The sequence below is a fragment of the Bradyrhizobium sp. JR3.5 genome, assembly GCF_054057015.1.
Genome location: NZ_JBSRYV010000002.1, coordinates 5,303,444 through 5,328,329 on the forward strand (window position 1 = coordinate 5,303,444; position 24,886 = coordinate 5,328,329).

The 24,886-nt window shown below is 59.1% G+C and carries 18 protein-coding genes and 4 pseudogenes; 20 read left to right on the forward strand and 2 right to left on the reverse strand.

Annotated features, from left to right (window positions below; translation table 11 throughout):
* The 16 genes and pseudogenes from ACVWW1_RS42370 (at nucleotide 1) to ACVWW1_RS42445 (ending at nucleotide 19,074) form a co-directional block, all read left to right on the forward strand.
* Nucleotides 1-501 carry a FixH family protein gene (locus ACVWW1_RS42370; RefSeq protein ID WP_456659977.1) on the forward strand — a complete coding sequence of 167 codons (501 nt, stop codon included), beginning with the start codon at nucleotides 1-3 and terminating at the stop codon, nucleotides 499-501.
* 12 nt (nucleotides 502-513) lie between these two features.
* Nucleotides 514-2,700, forward strand: a complete 2,187-nt coding sequence (locus ACVWW1_RS42375; protein ID WP_456659978.1) for a heavy metal translocating P-type ATPase — start codon at nucleotides 514-516, stop codon at nucleotides 2,698-2,700.
* Nucleotides 2,700-2,867, forward strand: coding sequence for a cbb3-type cytochrome oxidase assembly protein CcoS (ccoS, locus tag ACVWW1_RS42380; protein WP_429033348.1), 168 nt, complete (start codon nucleotides 2,700-2,702; stop codon nucleotides 2,865-2,867). Before ACVWW1_RS42375 ends, ccoS begins: the two co-directional genes overlap by 1 nt.
* A gap of 1,294 nt (nucleotides 2,868-4,161) precedes the next feature.
* Nucleotides 4,162-4,347, forward strand: a complete 186-nt coding sequence (locus ACVWW1_RS42385; protein WP_429033351.1) for a hypothetical protein — start codon at nucleotides 4,162-4,164, stop codon at nucleotides 4,345-4,347.
* An 859-nt stretch (nucleotides 4,348-5,206) separates the two neighbouring features.
* Nucleotides 5,207-6,106, forward strand: a complete 900-nt coding sequence (gene cysD, locus ACVWW1_RS42390; RefSeq protein ID WP_456659979.1) for a sulfate adenylyltransferase subunit CysD — start codon at nucleotides 5,207-5,209, stop codon at nucleotides 6,104-6,106.
* Nucleotides 6,106-7,991 (forward strand): annotated as a pseudogene (gene cysN, locus ACVWW1_RS42395) (sulfate adenylyltransferase subunit CysN). The gene cysD and the pseudogene cysN overlap by 1 nt, the downstream one beginning before the upstream one ends.
* A 753-nt stretch (nucleotides 7,992-8,744) precedes the next feature.
* A pseudogene (locus ACVWW1_RS42400) lies at nucleotides 8,745-9,000 on the forward strand (hypothetical protein); the annotation flags it as partial.
* An 868-nt stretch (nucleotides 9,001-9,868) separates the two neighbouring features.
* Nucleotides 9,869-12,310 carry a 2-aminoethylphosphonate--pyruvate transaminase gene (locus ACVWW1_RS42405; RefSeq protein ID WP_456659980.1) on the forward strand — a complete coding sequence of 814 codons (2,442 nt, stop codon included), beginning with the start codon at nucleotides 9,869-9,871 and terminating at the stop codon, nucleotides 12,308-12,310.
* Nucleotides 12,307-13,366, forward strand: a pseudogene (gene rtxC / locus ACVWW1_RS42410) (dhydrorhizobitoxine desaturase). Before ACVWW1_RS42405 ends, rtxC begins: the two are co-directional and overlap by 4 nt.
* A gap of 29 nt (nucleotides 13,367-13,395) precedes the next feature.
* Nucleotides 13,396-14,184: a gamma-glutamyl-gamma-aminobutyrate hydrolase family protein gene (locus ACVWW1_RS42415; RefSeq protein ID WP_456659981.1), complete on the forward strand. Its 789-nt coding sequence runs from the start codon at nucleotides 13,396-13,398 to the stop codon at nucleotides 14,182-14,184.
* Nucleotides 14,185-14,313: 129 nt separating this feature from the next.
* Nucleotides 14,314-15,216, forward strand: coding sequence for an EamA family transporter (locus tag ACVWW1_RS42420; RefSeq protein WP_456659982.1), 903 nt, complete (start codon nucleotides 14,314-14,316; stop codon nucleotides 15,214-15,216).
* Nucleotides 15,213-16,499 carry an ATP-grasp domain-containing protein gene (locus ACVWW1_RS42425; protein WP_456659983.1) on the forward strand — a complete coding sequence of 429 codons (1,287 nt, stop codon included), beginning with the start codon at nucleotides 15,213-15,215 and terminating at the stop codon, nucleotides 16,497-16,499. The genes ACVWW1_RS42420 and ACVWW1_RS42425 overlap by 4 nt, the downstream gene beginning before the upstream one ends.
* Before the next feature lie 333 nt (nucleotides 16,500-16,832).
* Nucleotides 16,833-17,837: a glutamine synthetase family protein gene (locus ACVWW1_RS42430; RefSeq protein WP_456660805.1), complete on the forward strand. Its 1,005-nt coding sequence runs from the start codon at nucleotides 16,833-16,835 to the stop codon at nucleotides 17,835-17,837.
* Between the two features lie 89 nt (nucleotides 17,838-17,926).
* A complete protein-coding gene (locus ACVWW1_RS42435) occupies nucleotides 17,927-18,121 on the forward strand; it encodes a hypothetical protein (RefSeq protein WP_429033376.1) in 195 nt (64 codons plus the stop codon).
* 25 nt (nucleotides 18,122-18,146) lie between these two features.
* Nucleotides 18,147-18,446: pseudogene (locus ACVWW1_RS42440) on the forward strand (ParB/Srx family N-terminal domain-containing protein); the annotation flags it as partial.
* Nucleotides 18,447-18,783: 337 nt separating this feature from the next.
* Complete coding sequence (locus ACVWW1_RS42445) at nucleotides 18,784-19,074, forward strand: hypothetical protein (RefSeq protein ID WP_456659984.1); 291 nt, start codon at nucleotides 18,784-18,786, stop codon at nucleotides 19,072-19,074.
* A gap of 158 nt (nucleotides 19,075-19,232) precedes the next feature.
* On the opposite strand, the gene ACVWW1_RS42450 is transcribed toward ACVWW1_RS42445, so the two are convergent.
* Nucleotides 19,233-19,901, reverse strand: a complete 669-nt coding sequence (locus ACVWW1_RS42450) for a hypothetical protein (RefSeq protein ID WP_456659985.1) — start codon at nucleotides 19,899-19,901, stop codon at nucleotides 19,233-19,235.
* A gap of 247 nt (nucleotides 19,902-20,148) precedes the next feature.
* Here ACVWW1_RS42450 and ACVWW1_RS42455 point away from each other — a divergent pair, with 247 nt between their 5' ends.
* From ACVWW1_RS42455 to ACVWW1_RS42465, 3 genes are all read left to right on the forward strand, one after another.
* Entirely contained in the window at nucleotides 20,149-21,078 is a 930-nt protein-coding gene (locus ACVWW1_RS42455) for an ABC transporter substrate-binding protein (protein WP_456659986.1), read from the forward strand.
* Nucleotides 21,079-21,132: 54 nt separating this feature from the next.
* Nucleotides 21,133-22,365: an MFS transporter gene (locus ACVWW1_RS42460; protein ID WP_429033383.1), complete on the forward strand. Its 1,233-nt coding sequence runs from the start codon at nucleotides 21,133-21,135 to the stop codon at nucleotides 22,363-22,365.
* An 89-nt stretch (nucleotides 22,366-22,454) separates the two neighbouring features.
* Complete coding sequence (locus ACVWW1_RS42465) at nucleotides 22,455-22,949, forward strand: PaaI family thioesterase (RefSeq protein WP_429033385.1); 495 nt, start codon at nucleotides 22,455-22,457, stop codon at nucleotides 22,947-22,949.
* Nucleotides 22,950-22,982: 33 nt separating this feature from the next.
* Here the strand turns inward: ACVWW1_RS42465 and ACVWW1_RS42470 are convergent, their stop codons facing one another.
* Nucleotides 22,983-23,624 carry a TetR/AcrR family transcriptional regulator C-terminal ligand-binding domain-containing protein gene (locus ACVWW1_RS42470; protein ID WP_456659987.1) on the reverse strand — a complete coding sequence of 214 codons (642 nt, stop codon included), beginning with the start codon at nucleotides 23,622-23,624 and terminating at the stop codon, nucleotides 22,983-22,985.
* A 230-nt stretch (nucleotides 23,625-23,854) separates the two neighbouring features.
* Here ACVWW1_RS42470 and ACVWW1_RS42475 point away from each other — a divergent pair, with 230 nt between their 5' ends.
* Complete coding sequence (locus tag ACVWW1_RS42475) at nucleotides 23,855-24,853, forward strand: fumarylacetoacetate hydrolase family protein (RefSeq protein ID WP_456659988.1); 999 nt, start codon at nucleotides 23,855-23,857, stop codon at nucleotides 24,851-24,853.
* The last annotated feature ends 33 nt before the right edge of the window (nucleotides 24,854-24,886 follow it).

The window sequence follows — 24,886 nt, forward strand, 5'->3', positions numbered from 1 at the left end:
ATGACCGCATCAATTCCGGCCGCGCGGCCCATCACTGGACGCTTTGTCCTGATCGCCATGCTCGCCTTCTTTTCCGTCGTGATTGGCGCCAATTTGGTCATGACGCGCTTTGCCATCACGACGCTGCCGGGAACAGAGGTTGACAGCGCCTATAGCGCGGGCCTCGCCTATCAGCGTGAGATCCTCTCGGCACGGCAGCAGAACGAGCGAAACTGGCAGGTGCAGGTACATATCCAGCGGCAGTCCGGCGGCGCGGCTGTGCTTGCGATCGAGGCGCGCGACCGCGCAGGCGCGCCTCTCGCCGGAATGAATTTCGTGGCCCGGCTCGAGCGACCGGTCGACCGCCGGGCCGATCGCGCGATTGACGTGGCGGAGGGAAATGCTGGAACCTACCACGGCAGCGCCGAGGGGGTCGCTGTCGGGCAGTGGGATCTCTTGATCGAGGGCGAGGCTGACGGTCGCCGCATGTTTCTGTCGAAAAACCGCATCGTCCTGGACTGAGAGCACATTGGCATGCAGGCGGACATCGACTTTTCGCACTATTTGAAGAGGACAGGCACGGGCCTCGTCCAACTCGACCTCGCGGTCGAGGGCATCGATTGCGCGGGCTGCATGGGCAAGATCGAGCGCGATCTGTCGAGCATTCCGGACGTGACTTCGGCACGCGTGAACCTCACCGATAACCGGCTGGCGCTCGAATGGAAAGCAGGCGCGCTCGATCCAGCGCTATTCATCAAGCGCCTCGCCGAACTAGGCTATCGGGCATATCCGTTTCAGCGGGACAATGCGGAGACGCTGGAGGCGGAGCGGGCGCAGGACTTGCTGCGGCGGCTGGGCGTCGCTGCCTTTGCCGCGATGAACGTTATGATGCTCTCGATCCCGGTATGGTCTGGCAATGTCTCGGATATGCTGCCGGAGCAGCGCGACTTCTTTCATTGGCTCTCCGCGCTGATCGTGCTGCCGGCCGCGGCTTATTCTGCGCAACCGTTCTTCTCTTCCGCTTTTACCGCGTTACGGGCGCGCCGCGCCAATATGGACGTGCCGATCAGCATCGGCATCTTGCTCGCATTGGCGACCTCGGTGATCGAGACCATCGCTCATGCCGAGCATGCATATTTCGATGCGGCGGTCATGTTGATCGCCTTCCTGCTCGCAGGCCGCTATCTCGATCAGAACATGAGGCGGCGCACCCGTGCCTTCGCCGGCAACCTTGCCGCACTTAAGGCGGAGACTGCCGCGATGTTCATAAGCCCGACGGAGATCAGAACCGTTCCGGCGGCAGCGATCAAGCCGGGGGACGTCGTGCTGGTGCGACCCGGCGAATGCTGTACCGTCGACGGCAGCGTGATCGAGGGACGCTCCGAGGTCGATCAAAGCCTCATCACCGGCGAGACCTTGCCGGTGATCGCGACGCCTGGCTGCGCGGTGTTCGCCGGCACATTGGTGCGCTCCGGTACCCTGCGCGTCCGCGCGGCGGCGGCCTCGGAAGATACGCTGCTCGCCGAGATTTCCCGCCTACTCGATCACGCTCTGCAAGCGCGCTCGCACTATCTGCGCCTCGCCGAGCGCGCGTCGCGGCTCTATGTACCGATCGTTCACGCAACTGCCTTCTTGACGATGCTAGGTTGGCTTGCCTGTGGTGCCACCTTCCATGATTCGATCGTCACGGCGATCGCGGTCTTGATTATCACCTGCCCTTGCGCGTTCGGCCTGGCTATACCCGCGGTGCAGACGGTAGCCTCCGGCGCACTGTTCCGTTCCGGCGTGCTGCTCAATGCCGGGGACGCGATCGAGCGTATTGCCGGCGTGGACCGGGTGATCTTCGACAAAACCGGCACACTGACACTGCCGGAGCTCGATGTCGCCAATCTCGCCAGCATTCCCGACGACGCCGTCAAATTGGCAGGCCGGCTTGCATTGTCGAGCCGCCATCCGGTCGCCGCCGCCGTGGCGCGAGCTGCCGGCGCAAGCGAGCCGCTGGCCGATATCGAAGAGGAGCCGGGGCGGGGCGTCCAAGGTTACTATGAGGGGGCGGAGATCCGGCTTGGCAACCCCTCCTTCTGCGGCGCTGACAGCCTCGCTGACGAGACCCTGTGCTGCGATCCCGAGGCCTCTGTCGTCGCCTTCAGCCACGGTGACAGTAAGCACGTCTTCGCCGTCCGGCAACGGATGCGGCCAGACGCGGCCGAAGTCGTCGCGGGCCTCGCTCGCCTTGGCGTCACGGTGGAGATTGTGTCGGGCGATCGCGAGCCAGCAGTTCGGCGGACGGCCGAAACGCTCGGCATTCATAAGTGGCGCGCCAACGTCTCGCCGACGGATAAGGTCGCGCGGGTCGAGAGCCTGATGAGCCAGGGGTACAAGGTGTTGATGGTCGGCGATGGCTTGAACGACGCGCCCGCGCTCGCAGCGGCCCATGCTTCGATGTCGCCTGTCACCGCCACCCATATGAGCCAGGGGGTCGCTGATGCGGTCTTCCTCGGTGAGCATCTCCGACCCGTGATGACGGCGGTTAGGAACTCGCGCAAGGCTCTGCGGCTGATGCGGCAGAATCTGTGGCTCGCTGTCGTCTACAACGTCCTGGCGGTGCCGGTTGCGATCGCCGGCCTGGTGACGCCGCTGATTGCCGCCGCGGCGATGTCAGGTTCGTCGGTGCTGGTCATGCTCAATGCGCTGCGGGCGCGCAGGAGCGGGGCAGTCTGATGGAAGTCCTGGTGTATCTGGTTCCACTCGCCCTTGCGCTCGGCTCTATCGGTCTGCTCGGCTTTGTGTGGTCGCTGAACAGTGGCCAGTATGACGATCTCGATGGCGCGGCCTGGCGCGCCGTCGCCGATGACGAGGCCAATGAGCCCTCGTGCCGGTCCAAATAGTGCAAATGGACCAGCGCGATGCGCAAGCGGCGGTCAGCGGTGCAGGTGAGTGCTAACTCGGGCGTTCCAGTGGTTTCCCGGCGCAACCGCGAGACGCGCGATCGTAAAGTCGGCCAGCGAGCAGCCTGTTGATGGAGGCAAACCGATGCTCGGCAGGTCGGACCACGGATGGCGGCAGTATCTACGACACCAAGATAGCTGCATAGTCGCGCCTCGAGAAATCGCCTTCGCAGACTTAACGAAAGCCGGGCCGCTGCAGCCTCGCATCGATTATGGCAATTTCGATCGATCGCGTAATCAATCCGGCTGGCACGTCGCATAATCCGGCAAGGTTGAGCCGGCCGAGCAGTGAGGAGAATGCTCGGTGGTACGGCCGCTTCGGATCCGAGAGGCTAAGCATCGTATCACGGGACTGACGTGGCCCATGAGGCGGCTGCATCTGTCGCAACGCAATTCGGCGTGCGTTGCGCGCTGCGTGTCCCCCGAACATCGGCGCGCATCGATCAGGCTCGATGCGTGCCTGACAGCGGCGATCCAGGGCTATCAAGCGTCAGCTTTGTCTCTCTGGCGAATATATATACATCACATAAAAAGCGAATTGGACGAAGAGCGGGCCATCAAGGCTGAAGCGTTGGCCGTTGATCTTGACGTCGGCCGAAGCCTCTCCCTCTCTCGTGCGCGCTCTAACGGATCATCGCGACGCTGAAACCACAACGTTGTTCCGTTTTCCATCCTTCGTCAAAAGAACTGAAGCTGTTCATACAAACACACGTTGCCTCTCGGACACGTTGAGCCGAGACCGGACGACGGACACAATGACGAGATCCGATTTGGTGTCCTCGTCCAGCACCAAGGGAGGCTCTCGGAATCTAGACGACGCAGCGCGCTCAGCGAAGGGCGAGCATAGTAAAAAGACCGCCAGGACGTCTCGTAGCGTCTCGATGATGATCCATCAAGACCTAATACAAATCAGGAACCTGCCCGATTTGGAGCTGTTCAGGCTCAATGCAATTTACTTGCTCATCTCTTTCTAGCAATATGTTTCAATCTGCGAGTCTGGCTTCGAAGAAGCGGGTATCGATTGAGGGCTTCATTCGCCAATTCATGGTGATGCCTCTCAACGCGGCACCCGCATGAAATTTAGAATCGCGCAGCCACCAGTACCGAGATCTTGTCTTCTGAACACATGACGAGCTTGCAGCATGGCGCGAGTTCCTATGATTGCCTCCCTTTTACGGTCGTCGCTCCAAAAAAACCATGTTACAAGCCGCTCCTCTCAAAAGGAGCATTCATTGTGAAAAAAGCAACCAAGAAACGCGTTAAGCGGCGCGAGTGGACCAAGGCAGAGATCAAAGAGCTCAAAGTCCATTCGAAGGCTCGGACTCCGGTCATAAAAATAGCAAAAATGACCAAACGCAGCGTCGGTGCGCTACGCCAGAAGGCCTTAAATCTCGGAATCGGACTCGGACATCAGCGGTAGCTTGCTGAGCCGCGCTGGTAACTGGCATAGTAGGGCGGCTCGCGGGCCGCCCTTTATGGCCATTGAAATCATTTTGCAAATCGGCTCTCCAACTGCGCTGAAAGAGCTTTTTCTTGGCACGTGCCGGATGGCCTTTCATTGTCGCGGAGCAGGCTCCAGCGCGTCGGCATCTTTGACGAGGTGTCTTGAAAGGCGATACCGACGGCGAAGAGTCACTTTGCGCGGCAGAGAGTGAAGACATGGCCTTATCCATAGCCCTGTTTCGAAGGTTTCCCGGCCTGGGCATTGCCTCGACGGGCGCTCGACGCGTCGTCGAATATTCAAAGAATAGCAACGGATCGTTACCGAAAGCCCCGATTGGCCACGTAACGGGGAGGCGCGACCGAGCCAATTGTGCGAATCGGAACGAATCCAGCCGAGGTCGACTCGATGCTTGAATCATGGCGGACCAGGTGCCGCCATGTTGAACATCCACGCCGGCGCGATCGCTCCGCGTCCGACATCTCCATAGCGGCTGGCGAATTCTTGCGAGGCGAGGTCGCGCAGCTTGAGCAGATCCTCAATATCGCTTAGGGTGATCTGGATGCTTGCGATCAAAACACGCTGGCTGATTTAGCCGAGATCCTTGGCCCGCAACGAGCCCGATCTGCACGCCGATAACGTGCAACGCGGGCGTCGGCCTGCACCAGCGGTTGAATGCGATAGGCTGCCGACGATGTATGTCTGCTCTCCAACGGGCACTTGACCTGATAGACGAGCCATGCGCCTTGGCTAGCCGTTTCCGCCGCGGATATTTCTCCTCTGGGCTGGTGCCGTAGAACGGCGAAGAACAGCGATCCTGCATCGAAAGAACATATATATGCTGCCGAAACATCTGCGCCGTCTCGAAGCTGAATCGATCGAAATCATGCGTGACGTGGTCGCCGAGTTCAAAAGGCCGGTCATGCTTTACTCGATCGGAAAAGACTCGAGCGTGATGCTGCACATTGCGATCAAGGCGTTCTATCCGGCAAAATTGCCTTTTCCCCTGCTTCACGTCGACACGACCTGGAAGTTCCGCGAGATGATCAGCTTCCGGGACGCGACAGCCAAGCGGCTCGGCCTCGACCTGATCGTCCATGTAAATAAGGAGGGCATCGCGCGCGGGATCAATCCGATCGACTCCGGCTCCGTGCTTCATACCCAGGTGATGAAGACCGACGCCCTGAAGCAGGCGCTCGACCTCCACGGATTTGATGCCGCCTTTGGCGGAGCCCGGCGTGACGAGGAAAAGAGCCGCGCAAAAGAACGGATACTCTCCTTCCGTTCGGCCGGACACGTCTGGGATCCCCGTAACCAGCGGCCGGAGCTCTGGAACCTGTTCAACACACGGATCCGCCAGGGCGAAACCATGCGCGTGTTTGCGATGTCAAACTGGACCGAGCTCGACGTGTGGGAATACATCATGCTCGAGAAGATCCCGGTCGTCCCGCTCTACTTCGCAAGGCAAAGACCGATAGTGTGTCGAAATGGCGCGACGATCATGATCGACGATAGGCGATTGCCGCTCAACTGCAATGAGACGGCGGAAATGCGGATGATCCGCTTTCGCACGCTGGGATGTTATCCTTTGAGCGGGGCTATTGAATCCGATGCGACGACGATCGAAGACATCGTCGCAGAAATGCAGACTGCGAAGGTGTCGGAGCGCCAAGGACGCCTTATTGATACCGATGAAACCGCTTCGATGGAGAAGAAGAAGCGGGAAGGCTACTTTTGATGGCTTCCAAAGCGACATCCGGACCTGTCGAGCCTGGCACAAAGGACCAGCTGCGATTCATCACATGTGGCTCGGTGGACGACGGAAAATCGACGCTGATCGGCCGGTTGCTGCACGACAGCAAGATGATTTAACCACGATCAGCTCACGGCGCTGGAACGCGACAGCATCAAGCACGGCAGCACCGGGAATGACATCGATCTCGCGCTGCTCGTGGACGGGCTCGAGGCCGAACGCGAGCAGGGCATCACGATCGACGTCGCCTACCGCTTCTTCACGACGTCGCGGCGCTCCTTCATGGTGGCCGATACTCCCGGTCACGAGCAGTACACCCGCAACATGGCAACCGGCGCCTCGAATGCCCAGCTCGCCATCATCCTGATCGATGCCCGCAAAGGCGTGTTGGTTCAGACCCGCCGCCACTCCTTCATCTGTTCGCTGCTCGGTATTCGTCATATCGTCCTGGCGGTGAACAAGATCGACCTTGTCGCATACAATAAGGAGTGTTTCGATCGGATCGTCGGCGACTATCTGGCCTTTGCTGCCGGTCTCGGCTTCACCTCGCTCGTTCCGATTCCGATCTCGGCCCGCTATGGCGACAACGTCGTCGACCGTTCCGCACATACCAACTGGTACTATGGTCCCTGCCTGCTCGAGCATTTGGAGAGCATCGATATCCAGTCCGGCACCGCAAGCCAGGCTTTCCGCTTTCCGGTCCAATGGGTGAACCGGCCCAACCCGGATTTTCGCGGCTATGCCGGGTCGGTGGCGTCCGGGAGGATCTCAGCAGGAGACGAGATCCTTGTCGCCGCATCTGGACGAACCACGCGCGTCAAGCGAATCGTGACCCAGGATGGCGACCTTGCGGGCGCTGAAGCCGGCGATGCCATCACCATTACACTGGAAGACGAGGTCGATATCAGCCGTGGCGACCTTCTGTCGCGACCGGGCGAACGACCGAAGGTCGCCGACCAGTTCGCCGCCTATCTCATCTGGATGGACAAGGAGCCGCTCGCTCCCGGACGCAATTACGTCCTGCGGATTGGATCGCAGACGGTTTCCGGCAGCATTGCCGCAATCAGACATCGGATCGACGTCAACACTTGTGAGCATCTGGCGGCCGGGACGCTTTCCCCTCAACGAGATCGCCTTCTGCGATGTTGCGACCGCGCTGCCCGCGGTATTCGATCCTTACGATGTCAATCGCAAGACCGGATCATTTATCGTCATCGATCGTTACACCAATCGTACGGTCGGTGCCGGCATGATTGCCTTTCCGCTACGGCGGGCCACCAATATTGCCAGGCAAGCGCTATCCGTGGGCAGGGGGCAGCGCGCCGCGCTCAAGAATCAGAGACCTTGCGTCATCTGGTTCACGGGCCTGTCTGGCGCGGGAAAGTCGACAATTGCCAACCTCGTTGATCAAAAGCTGTTTGCAATGTCGCGGCATGCCGTGCTGCTGGACGGAGACAATCTCCGGCACGGATTAAACGCCGACCTCGGCTTCTCGGAAGCTGACCGGGTGGAAAACATTCGGCGTGTCGGTGAAGTTGCCAAGTTGATGGCGGACAGCGGCTTGATCGTGATCTGCTCGTTCATCTCGCCCTATAGGGCCGAACGAGACAGGGTGCGCAGTCTGCTTGGTAAGGAGGAGTTCATAGAAGTCTTCGTCGATGCGCCGATCGAGGAATGCGCGCGGCGCGATCCAAAAGGCCTCTATTCAAAGCTGAAGTCCAGCAAAATAAAGAACTTCACCGGGATCGATGCGTGCTACGAAGCGCCGATAACGCCGGAGATTCATCTCAGGACCGTGGACCAGAAGCCTGAGCAATCAGCGGAAGCCGTAGTGGATGTCTTGATGGCGCGCTCAATTCTCGACGGCTAAACGTCGCACCATCGATTTTGCACAATATCCCCTCACCATCCTGCTGGCCCGGCCAAGCCGACGCGGCTTAGGCAGGGCCATCGATCGGACTTGTCGCTCTAAAGGAACAAAATGGTCGCCCCCATTCGTCGATTGCCCGCTTCTGGTTATGTGCTCGAAGTCGACGGACAATTCAAAACCGAATTCGCGACCAGAGATGGAGCATGGGCCGGAGCGGAGGAGCTCAAGAAGCGCCGTCCCATGCTCCAAATCAGAATCTACGACGCTATGACAAAGGTCCGAGAGGAAGTCCGACTTCCAGTAGCTTGAGTTTTTCGCTTAGCGCTTTTTCCTGTGCGTGCGGCTAGCGCCGCACCGAGCGCTCGTAAAACCGAGCCGCGGCGTCTCGGTAGGGCTTCGATCTCTCGCGCACGATGAGGGGGGCCTGGTTTTTCCGAGCCTGCCGCATCCGGCGAGCTGACACTTGCTTCCTGGTAGCTTGACCGATCTGGAACAAGAAGTCGGTCGCGACTCCTTTCGCGGCCATGCCGTTTGGGGAATTTGCTTCCCTTTGGCCCACCGCTCGTCGGCAGACACCGCCTGCGCGCGCCCCGCGCCTTTGCATCGCGAGACAAAATAGCCGCGAACTTTGCCATCTCGCGCTGACGCTTCGGCCCTGCGCGGCGCTTCGGGTTCTGGTCCGTTCCGCCTGCCGTCGGATGATCGCCATCAAGGCCGCGATGGGAGCGGCCGAACAGGCAAGGGAGCTCACCCATGGCAAGCGACCATGACGACATCGACTTCGAACCGCCGCACAGTTCATCCCCGACCACTCACCCTCTCAATGAGCTGCAGCTCTATGGCTTCCGTCCCTCGCGCGAAGAACTCAACCCGGCCGCTTCCCGACGGCTGGGCGATCGCTCGCGCCATCTTCGACGTTTTCGACGCCCTGGTCCCGAGTTTTAGCGACACCCGCCTCGCACCGGACCTTGAAGATCTGCTCTGGTCAACCGTCAACCTGTTCCACCGCGTGAAGCGAGAAGATCAGGCCAATCTCACCTACCTGCAGGCATCGAGCTTGCAAGCGACGATCCTGATGTCGAACTCTCAAATTCTTAGCTAGCTCGCCGTGAATCTCCGCACTCTGCCGCCCACGTCGGCTTGTCGCCGCCAGATGGAGGTGCGTGTCAGGAAAAATTCACGCGAAGGAATCACGGAGGGGGTTGAAACGCACCTAACGTCAAGTTGTACGATCTCGAAATGGACAGCGACGGTCATCAACGTCCCAAAACCTCCAACGAGCGACAGTGTGCGAATGTCCTCAAGTCTCAGGTTCACGCGGAAAGAGTCCCGTTACCAACGACAATCATCAAGTGCGCCATGCCCGGATCTGTATCCGTGCGCGCTGATCCGACGTGCATCGTTATCCTAACTTCAACCTTTTGCCCGAATGGCGCAGGTCGCACGTAGGCCGATCGGCCGACCTGCCGGTTCACGACGAACGCGACCGCGCTCAAACCTGTGCGTGCGTGATGGCCGGACAAGAGTGCGTCGTGCAAATTGCGTTCGAAGGCGCGGTCGCAAAGCTAATTCCTGGGGGATCTGAATGACATCGGTGAGGAGCTTTGTGAAAGATCGCTCTGCATCTGCGACGAGATGTGGAGCTTGTCGTCCGGCAGGCTTTCAGACGCCGAACGGAAGCGCGACCGCGATCGTTGGCGTTTGACCCAAAGCTCTTGAACGGAACAAGCTGAAGCTCGCCATAGGGGCTCTCCCCCGGTCGGGCGATCGTGCTCCAGATCCATTGACCAATACAACTTGAGGGGAATGGTGTGACAAGACAGCGCTCTCTGCTGACGCCTGGTCCATTGTCGTTGTCGCCGGCGGTCAGGAGCCAGATGCAGCTTGATCTTGCATCGCGCGATTGCGAGTTCAAGGGCGTGACCGCCCACATGAGGCGGCTGTTGCTCAATCTGCTGGGAAATGCTGACGACTATTCGGTGGTTCCTATTCAGGGAGGCGGCTCTTTTGCGATGGAAGCCGCTCTGTCTACATTCGTGTCTAGAGCCCATAAGCCGCTCGTTTGCGTAAATGGCATCTATGGCGAGCGCATTTTCAAAATCTTGCGGCTGTGGGGCGTCGAAGCACTGAAGCTTGTCAAGCGAGCGACGGAGCCTTTGGACGCTCAGGAAGTTGCCGAGCATCTGAGCCGGAATCCCGGCGTTACGCACCTATGTCTTGTGCATTGCGAGACGACGACCGGAATCGTCAATCCGCTGGACGCGGTCGTTCAAGAGGCGAGGCGACGTGGTGTGAAGACCATCATCGACGGGATGAGTTCCTTTGGCGCCATTAACATTGACTTGAGCCAAGGTGGACCTGACGTCCTGGTCACGTCGAGCAACAAGTGCATAGAAGGGCCGCCGGGAGTAGCGTTTGTCATCGCGTCTCGCGAGCTGCTGGAGAAAGCGGTTCAAGACCCAAGGTCATTTGTGCTCGACGTGAGAGATCAATGGCTCTCGCTCGAGCGCACAGGTGAGTGGCGATCGACCCCTCCCACCCACATTGTTCAGGCAACGACAAAGGCGTTGGAGATTCTGTACGAGGAGGGCATTCATGCCAGGCGCCGCAGATATGAGAAGGTCAGAGACGATCTCGTCAAAGAACTTGAAGGAGTAGTGTCCCCGCTGCTGTCCGCGGACTTGCAGTCGCCGGTCTGCGTGGCGTTCAGTGCGCCGTCCGGAATCGCGGACCAGGCAGGATTTGATGGGCTATATCGCCACCTGGCGGCCCACAACCTTTACATCTACTCGAAACTGCACCTTGCGACGCGGAGTTTTCGGGTCGGCTGCATCGGCGAAATCCAATCCAGTTGGATCGAGCAGTTGGGGTGCGCTTTTCGTACATATTTCCGGTCCGGTCAGGCTCCGTCGGCGGGATCGGTGTCAGCTCGGGAGACTTGCGGGTCTCGCGTAGAGATGTCGCCTGCACGCACCTCACAGCTGCCATTTTCCGTCGAGACTGCTGTCCTGCATGCGGGCTACCGACGCGACCCGGTGACGAAAGCCGTCGCAGTGCCGATCTACCAGAATACGGCTTATGAACTCGATGGTGATCTAAACCACATTGCTGACGTCTACAACGTCAAGGCTGATGGGTTCACCTACACGAGGATCATCAATCCGACGACCCGCGCGCTGGAAAGGCGGTACGCTGCCGTCGATATGGGAAGCGACTCGCTCGCCGTCGCATCAGGTCAAGCGGCGACATTCCTTGCTATCGTCAACTTGTCAAGTGGCGAAGTGGGAGACAATGTCGTCGCCTCTCCGTATCTATATGGCAATACCTGGAACCTGCTCCACAATACATTAAAGCGTCTTGGGATCAGGGTCAGGACGGCAGATCCTCGAAGGCCCGAGGCGTTCGAACGTGCCATTGATGATCGCACGATATGTCTGTTCGGAGAGGTGATTTCAAATCCTTGTCTGATTCCGCTCCCCGTCAAGCAGCTGGCGGAGATCGGCCGAAAGTACGGCGTGCCCTTGGTCGTGGACAATACGACGACGCCACTGGTATGCCGGCCGTCAGATCTCGGCGCCGCGATTACGACGTACTCCGCAACGAAGTATATATGCGGCCATGGCACGACGCTCGGCGGACTGATCGTCGACAACGCTAAGTTTAGCTACCGGGGAGGCTCTCGCTTTCCCTTGTTCAACAGTCCTGACGACGCGCATGGCGGGATTGTCTGGCGCAATGCGCTGCGCGACGTCGACGATCTTGGAAAAAGCGAGTTTCTCCTAAAGGCTCGCATGACCTGGTTGCGCGATACTGGCGCGGCCATCGCCCCGTTTGCGAGCTTTCAACTGATCCAGGGGCTTGAAACGCTGCCCCTTCGCATGAAGCAGCACTGCGCGAATGCCAGGATCGTGGCCGATGTTCTTAAGGAGCATCCAAAAGTGCGCCGTGTCTTCTACCCGGGGCTCTTTGAGGGAGCTGATCGGGAAACCGTCGACCAGACACTCAATCCCGCATACGGACACGGGGCGATGGTCATGTTCGAAGTGGAGGACGAACAGGCCGGGCGCAAGTTCATCCAGAACGTCGACTTGATGTACCACGTTTCGAATGTAGGGGATGCCCGTACGCTCGTGACCCATCCTGTTTCTACGACCCATACCACCGTCCCGCGGGAAAAGCGCGAAGCCGCCGGCATATTTGGCGGCTCGATCCGACTTTGCGTCGGCATCGAAGATGTCAACGACATCGTAACGCGATCTGGACAAGGCCCTTTCCGCAATCTGACGACCTGCAAGGCGATCAGGAAGAGGTTCTCATGAATCATGCAGACGCTTGGAAACTGAGGTCATCACGCTATGAGGCCGCTCAATTCAGCCGCGAGATCAATAGGCAGCTCTCCGCGCTAAGGCCCGACAACATAACGGGAGCCGCTTATATCGCCAAAGATCACGCTGTCATCGCAGCGTGCATGCTCGCGACCGTGTCCGTCTCATGGTGGCTCTACCCGCTGGCCGTTCTTCTCATTGGTGCCTATCAGCGCGGCTTGACAACCATCGCTCATGATGCGGCTCACCGCACGCTTGCGAAGAATACGAGCTGGAATTATGTCCTCGGCATTCTGTTCGCTGCCTATCCCCTGTTCCAGCGCCACTGGGCCTACCGGATCTCACACGTCTACTTGCATCATCCCTATCTCGGCGACCCGGACAAGGATCCTGACCTGAAGTTCTTCCTGGCCAGCGGCGTTTACAACGTGCAGGCTCCGGAGCGGTACGCTTTCAACATCATCTGGAAGCCGATATTTGGCGGCGCGACAGTGGCGTATCTGAAGTATCTCTGGACCAATCGGTTTTCGATAACAGATGCCGAGGATCAAAGCCGCTCAGGCATACTTGTCGACAAGTATGGCTTCTATCTCTTCTGGATTAGCCTGCTGGCCGGGTCATATGCTGTTGGGCTACTCCACATCGTGATCCTGTTTTGGATCGTGCCCTATCTCACCACGTTTCAGATCCTCGGCTGGTTTATCGAGCTCGCCGAGCACTCACCTATGTGCGAAACCGAGACGCAGAACGTCTATCTAACCAGGAATCGGAAAGGAAGTTTCCTCGAGCGGGCCATCCTTGGGCAGAATCTGGATGAGTACCATCTTGAACATCACCTTTCGCCGGGTATCCCGTTTTGGCTGTTGCGCAAAGCTCAGAAAATCCGAATGCAGGATCCGAACTACGCGAAGGTTGCCGCAACCTGGGGGAGGGCTCTTCGTCAAAGGACCTCAAGGTCAACCTAGCGTTATAACTCAGTTGAAGGAGCGAAATCGACGCTTGTATGAGCAGTCCGTTGCCGACGCTCGCACGAGGGGGCAAGTGGCGTGACATTGCTACAGCCAGACAGAGCCCGAGCCGTGGTCGGCGTCACTTCGAACCGTCTTTTGGTCGACGGCGTGCATCGCGACTGGTTGCGACGCAAGTATGTGCAGGCGCTCCTTCGTCATGCGGGAGTGGCGTGCGTCATATTGCCGACGATCGACGCGGAAGATGCAAGCGGTGAGGCCGGCCCGGCGATCATGCGCGGGCTCGACGGCCTGGTGTTGACAGGAGATGAATCGAATATCGACCCTGCGGTCCTGAGAGCGCCTGCGTGCTTAACAGAGGCTGCCCGGCAGGACGTTGAGGTTGGGATCCTTGACCGTCCGCGGGACAGACTCTCTGCTGTAACGATTAAGAACGCCATCGCGCTTGGAATGCCTATCCGCCTGGGCATCTGCCGTGGGCTCCAAGAACTCAACATCTATTTCGGCGGCACACTCCGCCCATCGCTTGCGGAGTGGAGGCCTGAAAGTGGCCAGATGCACGCCGAGAAACCAGATCGTCCAAGAGACCGGCAGTACGACGCCGCGCACAGCGTGAGGATATCCTCCGATGGTGCGCTCTTCCCGGTTGCCCGCGCCATCGAAGCGCAAGTCAACTCCCTGCACAATCAAGGCATAGAGGTGCTTGCCACCGCGCTCAGGCGGGAGGCGTGGGCGCCTGACGGTCTGGTCGAGGCGGCTTCGATCATTGGCGCGCCGACGCTGCAAATCGGTGTGCAATGGCACCCCGAATGGCACGTCTCAACCGATCGCCTCAGCAAGCAACTGTTCACGGCATTTGGAGAGGCGTGTGTTGGGTACTGCCGGACAAAGAAATACTAGAGGCGGATTGTGACATTTCAAACGAAACGCGGTCCGTCCAGGTCGAAAGGAGAGCCCCTCGAAGCCGATGCACGCGTCTGGTTCTCCGGCAGCCGTGCGCCGCACCGCGGGCACAGGAAGAGCGGGCGATTGACAAATCGATTCGCCATAGGCGTTCTCTTTGTGGCGCTTTATGTCGTCGTGAGCGCGGGAGGCGAGGTTTATGCGGCGTCGTATTTTCAGCAAGCAGATGTGTTCGTCGCTCTCCTGCTTGCCTTCGCTGCGGTTTGTCTGACGTTCAATCTCCTGGCTCGCTACGAGGCAGGCGAGGCAAGGGTGGTGAAATGGTCGCTTCTGGTCTTTGTCGCGCTCAATGCGGTGACTGCGATAAGCTGGATCGGCCTATTTATCGGACTGAAATACGCTGAACCTGCGATTGTTGTCGCCTTCATGGTGGCACTAGGGCCCACCGCAACAGTTTGGTTAAACGCACTGATCAGGCGCCAGGGCACCCCTCCAGCATCCGATATTGTCGTGAGCGTTACGATTGCGACGATCGGGAGCTACATGATCTGGATCTCGGCCAGCGGCAACGCGGGCGTGCAGTGGGGGGCTCGATCGTCCTTTGGCATCGTCCTGGCCATCGCGGCCGGCCTGTCGCTAGCCCTTACAAATATACTTGTCAAACTGCTGTTTGATAGCGGATTTTCTGGCCGACAAGTGCTGGCACATCGCTTTTATGCAACGATTCTTTTGCTGCTGGGACTGGTCGACCATTCATCGATCGTGCCTGGGATCTCACAGCATTGGTTTGCGATCGCAACGATTGGGATATCCACGATCATTGCTCCTTTGCTCTTGATCCAGGAGGGCATTCGGCGCGTCGAGCCTTTCACAGTCAACATGGTCCTGTCCACCGCTCCTATCATTACGTTCCTGTTCCAGTACTTTGATTCTCGCATCGCGCCGTCGCCACATACGTTCGTTGGAAATATTCTCATTACGGCTGTTGCTGTCGGCAAGGTCTACTTGCAGTATCGGAGGTCCGCATGAACGAACGGAATTGTGCAATCGTCGACGCATACTCTACCGGCCGATACCTGCCGGAAGAATTCAAGCGTTATGGAATTGGAACGGTGCATGTGATGTCGGCTGCACAGATTCCACCCGTATTCCAATCGCATTTCAATGCGGATCTGTATGATGAAGTCATTCGCCCCCGCGAGCCCATGGGGTACGACGAGATCGTTGAATTTCATCTTCAGGCTCTCCGTGGCAGGGAGCTGGAGTTCGTTATAGCAGGCTGCGAGACCGGAGTTGAGCTCGCCGATTCTTTGTCGGAGCGGCTGGGCTTACCTTCAAATGGGACCGCGCTGTCGGCTGCTCGGCGTAACAAAGCGCGTATGTCTGACGCGCTGACCTCTGCAGGCGTGCGATCGATCAGACAAGTCGTGTCCGACGATGCGGAACAGGTAGCAAGCTGGAAAGATCAGGCCGGTTTCGACGAAATCGTGATCAAGCCGCTGAACAGCACGGGTACCGAGGATGTGTTCTTTTGTTCGACAGATGCTGATATTCAGCGGGCTCTAAGCGCAATTGTCGGGAAGACCAACCGTGTCGGAGCGTTGAATCGTTTCGCGCTCGGACAGGAGAAAATAAACGGCCAGCAATACACCGTAAATGCCGTATCGATCGACGGGGACGCTTTCGTTACGGAGGCCTGGACCTATGACACTGTTCCTATTGAGGGCGCGTCGTCGGTCTGCTCACTTGAGAGGTTATTGGGGGGCAGAGAAGCAATCGTTCAGGAGCTGTCCGACTACTTGGTGCGTGCGTTGCAGGCGCTTCAGATCGTTGACGGACCGGCTCATGCTGAGATCATCGTTGATCATCGCGGGCCGGTTCTGGTGGACTTCGGAGCGAGGCTTCAAGGGACCATGTCGGCAAAAGCGCGAACGATGGCGTTAGGGCACAACCATATGACGTTGACCGCATGGCGCTACGCAGATCCCAAGGGCTTTGGTGAGTATATGAGACTGCGCGGGTCCTACAAGCGGCAGACTCAGGCACTGTGCGTTTCCTTGATCTCCGATATGGGCGGTGTTGTTACCGGTTACCCGGGACTCGAAGCAATCCGCAAGCTCCCGAGCTTCGCGGATGCCATTGCATTCGTTCCGATTGGTCAAAAGCTGGTTCCGACGATCGACTTAGCGTCGACGCCGGGAATTGTCTATCTCGTGAATGACGACTTGATACAGCTTGAGGATGACTATCGCAAGTTGCGAGCAATGCGGATGGACCAGGTGTTCGATTTAGTGACGCAGGATCGCAACTAATGCCAACTGATGCCGGGATGACTGGAGCGAATCCAGCCCGCGCCGCGATGATCGGCGTGAGCGACTTTGATGGCGTCCTTCGAGGCAAACACGTCTTGGGTGAAGATCTCTCGGATGGAGGTAGAACCGTCAAGTTCTCTGAAGCGGTGCTGGCCTGGGATTGTTCCGACCGGGTCATTCCGGCGAGTTTCACGCAGAACCCGCTGTCAGCATTCGGAGACGCCGATCTGCGTGTTCTGTTGGGCAACCGGCCGTTCGGTGTCTTATGTCGGCGATCAGTGTCTCTACCTCGCCGAGTTTACGGGGGCGCATCAGAGCCTCTGCCCGCGTGGGATGCTGCGTAAGGTCCTACGAAGGGCTGCTGACCACGGATACGGCTGCACTGTGGGGTTCGAGTTTGAGTTTATGCTGTTCAAGGAGAACGCCGATACAATTGAAGACAAGCCGTTCCCCGAATGGACTCCTTTAACGCGGGGCCCGTTCGGCTACTCGATTGCGCGTTCTGTCGCGCATCATGAGCTGTTCGGTGAGATCCTGGCGCTTTGTGAGAAGGCCAGAATACCTCTCAGCGGGTTGCACTTTGAAACGGGACCTGGCGTGATTGAGGCGTCACTTCGTCATTGTGATGCGCTGGAAGCTGCGGATCGAGCAATCATATTCAAATCGATGATAAAGGCCTGGGCGCAAACGCGAGGCATGATGGCTACGTTCATGGCCAAGGTTTCCGAGAAATGGCCCGGCCAGTCCGGCCATATTCACATCTCGATGTCCTCAGATGGTCAGAATGCGTTTTACGACAGTGAAGCGTTCCGCAACGTCTCGAAGCTTATGAGGCAATTCATCGGCGGACAACTGAAATACATGAATGATTTCTGCGTGCTAGCTGCGCCGAACTTCAATAGCTACAAGAGATTGGTGCCTGGCTGCTGGGCACCAATCTGTCCAAGCTGGGGACTCGACAACCGCTCCTGTGCGGTTCGGGCCATTCCGGGAGAGCCGTCCGTACATCGCCTCGAGTATAGGCTGGCTGGCGCAGACGTGAACCCATATCTCGCCCTCTCAGGTGCCATCGGTTCTGGCATACTGGGCGTCGAGACAGATGCGGCATTGCCGGCTTCGATCGCCGGTGATGCAAGCGTGGAGATGTGTCTCCCATCCGGGAGACTGCCTCAAAGCCTATCAGAGGCAACATATCGGTTTGCAAAGTCTCCAGCAGCCAATGATCTCTTCGGAGAAAGGTTTGTTGAAACCTTTTCTTGCTCCCGCCGTTGGGAATGGGAAGCCGTTCAACATCGGGTCACCGACTTTGAACGTCGGAGGTACTTTGAGATCATTTAGCTTGAGCTCTTCGATAGTTTGCATCTCAGGTTCTGTGGTCATCATGTGAATGGCACCGGACGGCCGGTGCGGTTGCCTGTGCGGGCGCGATGTTCGACTTCGAACAGAGCGAATGCGCGTCACTCGTTAACCGCCGGGCCCTTGGCGAAGTTGAGGAGGTCTGCCGCGGTCTGCTCTGTGGCCGCAACCGCGATTGCTCCGATGCGGTGCCGGTGATCCCGCCGAGGAAGAAGGCCACTTCCATTCGCGTCGATGACGACGTGCTCGACTTCTTCGAGAGCTAAGGCGAAATACATGCGCAGAATCGATATGACGAAGGCTGTCCAAAGCATCACCCTGTCGCCCTCACGCGACATTCCGTTCAACACGCTGGCGCTGAGTCCATCCAACGTCCGTCATGTGAAGGCGGGGATTTCGATCGAGCAACTCGCCGAACGCATCGCCGCGCGTACGCTTCTACAGAGCCCCAACGTTGGTGCCGTCGTTGATGGCGAGGGGAACGAGACTGGTACGTTCGAAGTGCCTGCAGGCGGCAGGCGCTATCGCGCGCTCGAACTGCTTGTGAAGCAAAAGCGCATGGCGAAGACGCAGGCTGTTCCTTGCGTCGTTTAGCAAGCGCGGCTTTGCGATGACCTCCGGCCTTGGCGGCCCATGGCGGCACGTATAGCGATGGGGACGGCAAGACAATCGTGATCAATCCGAGCTCCGGGCGCGGCGACGTCGTCGCCGAAAGCGATGGTATACGCATCGTGGCGGGGTGCAAAGGCGGCGTTGTCAACACGCGGCATGCAGGGCAGCTTTCGCGGCTGCGTCAGGGTCTGTGCGAAGCGATTGGACTCTCGCTTGCGACGCCGCTCGTGGAGGGGCGGCACCAGTTCGCGGTCGTGCCGCGGACGAAGGTGGCCGAGACATTGGCGGGACGCATGGCAGCGAGGGCACTGAGGCCGTGGCGACCGTCATGACGGATCTCGCGGAAAGCATTGAGGGTCAAAAGCTCGCTGCCATGTCGGCGCATTTCGAGCGCGCTTGCGGCCAGCGAGCCGGCTATCTGCTCGATCGGCTCGGTCATACCGAGCGCGCCAATGCGCTTCACGACCGGCTCTTTGAAAAAGAGGCGATGCCCTGGGTCACGCTCGAACCGGAGCGTCGAAAGGATGGGAAGACGCAACGCACGCCTGTCGAGCGCAACAAGCATTGGCGCGTGATTGTGCAGCGTTATCCGGAGATCGATGAATGATCCCCGCTCAAAACATCATCGCTTGGTCAAAGAATGCGCCGTGGGCTGAGCAGAGGCAAGTCGAACAAGACCTCATCATCGCACGAGCGCTCGTCGAGCTTTTCAACGATCCGGAAACCATGAGGGCGGCGTCGCCTGAGACAAGGCCAAGCTGGACATTATTGCGGTTCCCGTTGCTGGCCGCCGGGATGGAGGAGGCCGCCGAGAATGCGAGCCCCATCGAGGCGTCCGATAGCCGCGAGATGTTCAAGCGCACGCAACGCGTTCGGTCCGAAGGCCACAAGCCAAGCCTTGGGAAGCATGGCAAGGTCGACCGCAAGGTTCCCTTCGATCATACGCCCCATGAAGGGGCGGGCCGTAATGCGGCTGTCTCCGGCGTAGTTGCCGGATTTCTTCAGCACCGGATAGCGCAGGGCCGATGTAAAATGCGCTCGGCGCGCGGCGCTGACGAAGAGATCGAGCGTTGACGCAAGGCCGAAGAGCCGGTGCAAATCGAAGTGATCCATCAATCGCTCGCCAAGTGGGCGCATGCTGCCCTTGAACGACGCGGCCCTTTTGGCGCGATGCGCCGCCTCATCAAGCGAGCCGCCAGCAGCCAGCAACGCGCGAAAGCTCAGCAGGGCTTCGAGCGCCTGTTGTGTGCCGGGCGTGACCCCGACGATGACAATATCGGCTTCGTCGTCGATCCAATCGAACGGCGCGAAAAACGCGCTGTAGCCGGCCTCCTGGACGAGGCCCAGCGCCTCATCGCGCAAGGCCGACGGGCCGCAAGACATGACGGCACGGCGAACGTCATCCTCGGTCGCGCGCGTGATCACCGGGCGCATGCGCTCCAAGAGGGCGCGGGAAAGCGACTCGATCCGAAGCGTGGTGGCCTTCTGATCTTTGTCCGACTTCTCTCAGGCGATCCGCTGGCAGACCGGTCGTCTGCTTTCCGCCCGAATGGGAACTGACCGCCGGACCACCGGCGGCCCGTTTTTCACCGTCGTCGGCTTTCCACAGCCCGCCGGGCGCTTCGAATGCTCCAGAATTAGCTTGCAATATACGAAACGGATCGTATCGTAGTTCGTAAGATTGCGCTGCAGTCCGCGCCGACGGCGCGGACTTAATGAACAAGCGCAGAATTCGGATTGGGAGGGCCGGTGCAAAAGATCAGACAGACCGTCTTCGTTCTGCCCAGCGCCCTGGTGCTCGCTGAGCGCGTGGGACTGGTCGACGATCTCGCGATCCTCACCAACTTCACGAAGTCATCGCTCGAAAGCTCTATCGAGCGAGGATGTCGATCTTGCCATCACGGCGATAGACAACATCATCGCCTGGAATGATCGGGGCGGCGACTTTGTGCTCGTCGCCCAGATCGAACAGACGACACCACTGACGCTGCTCGCTCGAGCACCGGTTCATACGATCGGTGCGCTGGCCGGAAGCCGCATCGCGGTAGATGCGCCGGACAGCGGCTTCGCAATTCCTTTGCGAGCCATCCTCAAACGTCAGGGCGTTCTGTTCGAGGATGCTACGTGGCTGCTTCTGGGCGGTGTCAGAGAGCGCTACGAGGCTTTGATCGCGGCTCGTTGCGACGCGACCTTGCTCGGGCCGCCTTTCGATCTTGCGGCCAAGGCCGCCGGTTTCGTACCGCTTATTGAGATACAGCAAGTGTGGTCCGACTTTCCTGGCCAAGGGGTGGTCGCTTCACGCAAGGCTCTGAGAGACAAGTCCACAATTTTCGAGACGTACCTGTCGACCATCGCCCGAGCCGCTTCATGGGCCCGCGAAAATCCGGATCAGGCTGAGGCAATTCTTGTTCAATCATCGCCTTCGCAGGAGATGGCTCGCGCCATGCTCCGGGCGATGCCTAACGATCTCGTGCCGTCGCAAAGCGGCGTAGATCGGCTGATCGAAACTCGATCCGAACTCGGTCTCCTCGCTCCCGGAACCCTCAAGTACGGCGATCTCGTCGATCGTACGATCGTCGCACGACTAGCGGGGACCAACCGCAGGGAATGAAGAAGGGGAACGTGTGGACCAACGAACCAAGAAAGACGATGGGAGAAAAAACGTATGAGTGGCACTGTCCGATCTGAGAACGAACTCTGGCGCGGACGCGGTCTCATCGCCGGATGCCTGATCGGCATGATGATGAGCGTGTCGTCGATCTATTTCTATACAACCGGACTATTCTTGAAGCCGTTGGCCGCCGAGTTCGGCTGGACGCGCGGAATGGCATCATTGGGTCCCCTTGTGGGCATCCTCGCCATTGGAGTCGCGTCGCCCTTTGCCGGCAGGTTGGTGGATCGCTTCGGCGCCCTCAGGATGGCCATTCTGTCCGCAGCCGGACTAGCGGCTTCCTTTGCCTTGCTGGGCACGGCGACCGCGGGACTCGTCAGTTTCCTTCTGATCACGCTCCTGGTCTGCGTCGTCGGCAGTGCAACGACTCCGGTATCCTATGGACGGATCGTCGTCGGAAAATTTCCGACACGGCTCGGTTTGGTCTACGGAATCGTTTACTGCGGTCCCGGATTGGGCGCTCTGGTCTTCCCCGTGTTGGTCGGCCAATTGCTCGGCACTTACGGTTGGAGAGAAGCTTATTTCGGACTGGCATTCATCACCCTTTGCACGATTCCCATCATCGCGTGGTTGCTGCGGACGGAGTTCGTCCGGGATCGGACGCAGATTGAGCGCCAACCATGGAACTGGCGCCTCTATGCCAACCGTCGGTTTGCGCTGCTCGCGGTCATCTTCTTGCTCGCCTCGACCGGAATTTTCGGAACCATCGTTCATTTCGTCCCGATGTTAACCGATCGCGGAATCGCTCCAGCCACCGCCGCAAGCATGGCAGGACTGATCGGTTTCGCCGTAATCGCAGGGCGTCTGATCACAGGCTACCTTCTCGATCTGGTCGAGACCAACCTTCTCGCGACGGCCGTGTTTCTTCTGTCGGCCGGCGGAGCTCTCATGCTTTCGACAGGCAACACGGCATTGATCTTGCCCGGGACGCTGGCGATGGGTTTCACGATCGGGTCGGAGTTCGACCTCGCTCTCTTCCTGATTGGCCGACGTTTCCCGCCTGCCCATTTCAGCACGCTGTTCGGCGGCATCTACCTCGCTGTTTCACTCGGTGGTGGGGCCGGTCCAATTTTGGCCGGAGCGCTTTTCGATGCCACAGGCAATTACCTGAGCTGGCTGAGCGTGGCGATCGGCTGCCTGGTGGCATCCGCCGGCCTCTGCCTGCTTGGACGATTGCCGGCGTTCCAGGCAGGCGTCCACGAAGGGCTCGAGCCCGCGAGCACTTGAAGTCGCCGAACGCTCGGCAGGGCAGCAGAGAGGTCAGCCGGCTTTGACTGCGGCTGACCTCGTTTCGACAGCATTTCCGGACTCTCAGAATGAATCTTGATCAGCAACTGCTACGTAGACTTTCCTCTGGCAGGGAATTGCCTGCCGCCGTCGCTTCGAGCGCCCTGGCTAGGGCTCTCCAGACGCAGTTGAAGGAGATCGATCCAAAAACCGCCAGCGTCGAACTATTATTTGTTGTGGGAGACGACTTCACACAGGCGGAAGACGTTGTTCACGGTGGAACCGTAGCGACTATGCTCGATTTCGCCATGGCCTATGCCGCACTCATGGCCGTCGACGACGGCCTCTCGGTGGCCACGATAACCATGAACGTATCGTGCATACGATCCGCCAAGCCTGGCGCCTACAGGGCCCGCGGGGAAATCGAACGTTGCGGTAGAAACATCGTTTTCGTGCGCGGAATTCTCTCCGACGGCGAAGGACGCCTCGTCGCTACCGCCGCTTCCTCGCTGGCGATCGTCAGTCCTCGTCGCATGACGGAACAAGCCGCACAGAGAGAAAGTCCCACCGCCAGGACGGTTTAGCCGAGATGCGGACCTCGACCGAGATCGTCGTCCCTACTGCTTGGTCGATGTGCGAGACGCCTTTGACGGCGGCTGCGCTATCAACAGATCGACGGTATCGCATAGGCGGCCGATGAACTCCGCATCTAACGGGATCGCGAACATAAGACGCCGATAGATCGGCGCATAAAGAAGCTCAACGATCCAGCTCGCATCTAGGTCAGTCCGGAATTGCCCCTCGGTCTGTCCGCGCTCAACCGTCTCTTGCACGAGCCGCCGCCGGTTTTCGGTGAAGCGCCTATTGAATTCGGCAAACAGCGCTTTATCGTCGCGTCCCTCGCAAAGTATTTGGACGACGAGGGTGCCGGCGCGGCCATTGAAGTACTTTGCCAGCGACGTCAGATGCCGTTTGATGGCCGAGCGGGGGTCCATCGCTGTCGGCATGGGGGGGTTGCTGAAGTGGGAGTCGAGGAATGCCTCGATCACCAGCGCCCCTTTACTCGTCCACCAGCGATAAATCGTCGCCTTGCCTACCTTCGCCTCTCGGGCGACCGCTTCAATGGCGAGATCGGCAACGGAGACCGTCTGCAAGAGTCTCATCGTGGCCGACAGGATAGCTTGCCTGGATGCCTGGTCACGAGGCCGACCGGTTCGGCCGGAGTCGGAAGTTTCATCTTCGACGAGCCGCTTCTGCAACCGGTCAGATCGCGGTTTGAGCGACCGGCGCGCTTGAGCCGTTGATGCCATTGTCCTCGATGCACTCATGTTAGGCCCGATTCGATCCGGGCAGGATCGTCTCTGAGTATCACAGCCGGAACTCCCCCGACAGGCGCAGCACCCGCAAGATCACACATGATCCGGCGCGCTTGACAAGGGGATACCCGGATATTACGAAACGTATCGTATCAAAACAAGGGGGGACCGAAATGAAGCTCGGACGCATTGCTGTTGAAACGCCATTCGGTCCGGTCGCCCGCCTCGTCGCGGTTGATGTCCAAAAAAACGCGGTCGTCGATCTCGCTTCGGCGGAAGTCCTGCGGCGCTTGGCAAAGGGCGCAACCCGTGAGGCGGCTCAGCGCTACGCTTCGGCGCTGTTTCCCGGAAGCATGTCCGCGGCGATCGGACTCGGCGACGCCTTCCTTGAAAATGCGCGGGAAGCGGCTCTTTCGCGCGCTGACGACGCCTCGAAGCCCATTTCCGAGATCAAATGGCTGAGTGCTACGGACCCTTCTGTAATCCGTGACGGTCTGACGTTTCTCAAGCACATCAAACAATTTCACGAGCGCGTTGGGGCAGAGCCGGCGTCCGCTTTGTTGGAGATTCCCGGCTACTTCAAGGGTACGCCTCATACGGCAGTCGGTCACGATGCCGAGGTCGCCAAGCCCTTCTATACGGAATACTGCGACTACGAGCTGGAGCTGGGTTACGTCGTCGGCCGTGCTTGCCACAACGTCACGCCCGAAGAGGCCAAGAGCGCGATTTTCGGAGTCACGATCTTCAACGACTGGAGCGCGAGGGACGTCCAGAAGATCGAGCTTGGAATCGGAATGGGGCCCGGCGAGGGCAAGGATTTCGCATTCGGTATCGGCCCGTGGATCGTCACGATGGACGAAATTGGACGCACGGACGATCTCGAGATGATCGTGCGCATCAACGGGGAGGAGTGCTCCCGCGGAAACAGCGCCGAGACGCTCTGGAGCCCCGAAGAGCTGCTGGCCTACATGTCCATCTCGGAGACCGTGCAGCCCGGAGATCTCATCGGTTCGGGCACCGTCGGGAATGGCTCGGGTCTCGAAATCGGTCGAAAGCTCGAGGTCGGCGACGTCTTGGAATTGGAAGTGTCTCGCCTGGGGACGCTCCGAAACAAGATCGGGCCGGCCGAGCAAAGGCGCTGGTGGCCGGAGAAGCGCAAGAAATTCTGGTGAGTGAAAAGTGCGCCCATCTCTCAGTGAGTTGAA

Bases quoted from the DNA above. Each gene is read 5' to 3' on its own strand.
- ccoS (WP_429033348.1), top strand. From the start codon at position 2,700: ATGGAAGTCCTGGTGTATCTGGTTCCACTCGCCCTTGCGCTCGGCTCT.
- ACVWW1_RS42405 (WP_456659980.1), top strand. From the start codon at position 9,869: ATGCAGCTTGATCTTGCATCGCGCGATTGCGAGTTCAAGGGCGTGACC.
- ACVWW1_RS42425 (WP_456659983.1), top strand. From the start codon at position 15,213: ATGAACGAACGGAATTGTGCAATCGTCGACGCATACTCTACCGGCCGA.
- ACVWW1_RS42465 (WP_429033385.1), top strand. From the start codon at position 22,455: ATGAATCTTGATCAGCAACTGCTACGTAGACTTTCCTCTGGCAGGGAA.
- ACVWW1_RS42450 (WP_456659985.1), bottom strand. From the start codon at position 19,901: ATGCGCCCGGTGATCACGCGCGCGACCGAGGATGACGTTCGCCGTGCC.
- ACVWW1_RS42375 (WP_456659978.1), top strand. From the start codon at position 514: ATGCAGGCGGACATCGACTTTTCGCACTATTTGAAGAGGACAGGCACG.
- cysD (WP_456659979.1), top strand. From the start codon at position 5,207: ATGCTGCCGAAACATCTGCGCCGTCTCGAAGCTGAATCGATCGAAATC.
- ACVWW1_RS42460 (WP_429033383.1), top strand. From the start codon at position 21,133: ATGAGTGGCACTGTCCGATCTGAGAACGAACTCTGGCGCGGACGCGGT.
- ACVWW1_RS42430 (WP_456660805.1), top strand. From the start codon at position 16,833: ATGCTGCGTAAGGTCCTACGAAGGGCTGCTGACCACGGATACGGCTGC.
- ACVWW1_RS42475 (WP_456659988.1), top strand. From the start codon at position 23,855: ATGAAGCTCGGACGCATTGCTGTTGAAACGCCATTCGGTCCGGTCGCC.
- ACVWW1_RS42435 (WP_429033376.1), top strand. From the start codon at position 17,927: ATGTTCGACTTCGAACAGAGCGAATGCGCGTCACTCGTTAACCGCCGG.
- ACVWW1_RS42370 (WP_456659977.1), top strand. From the start codon at position 1: ATGACCGCATCAATTCCGGCCGCGCGGCCCATCACTGGACGCTTTGTC.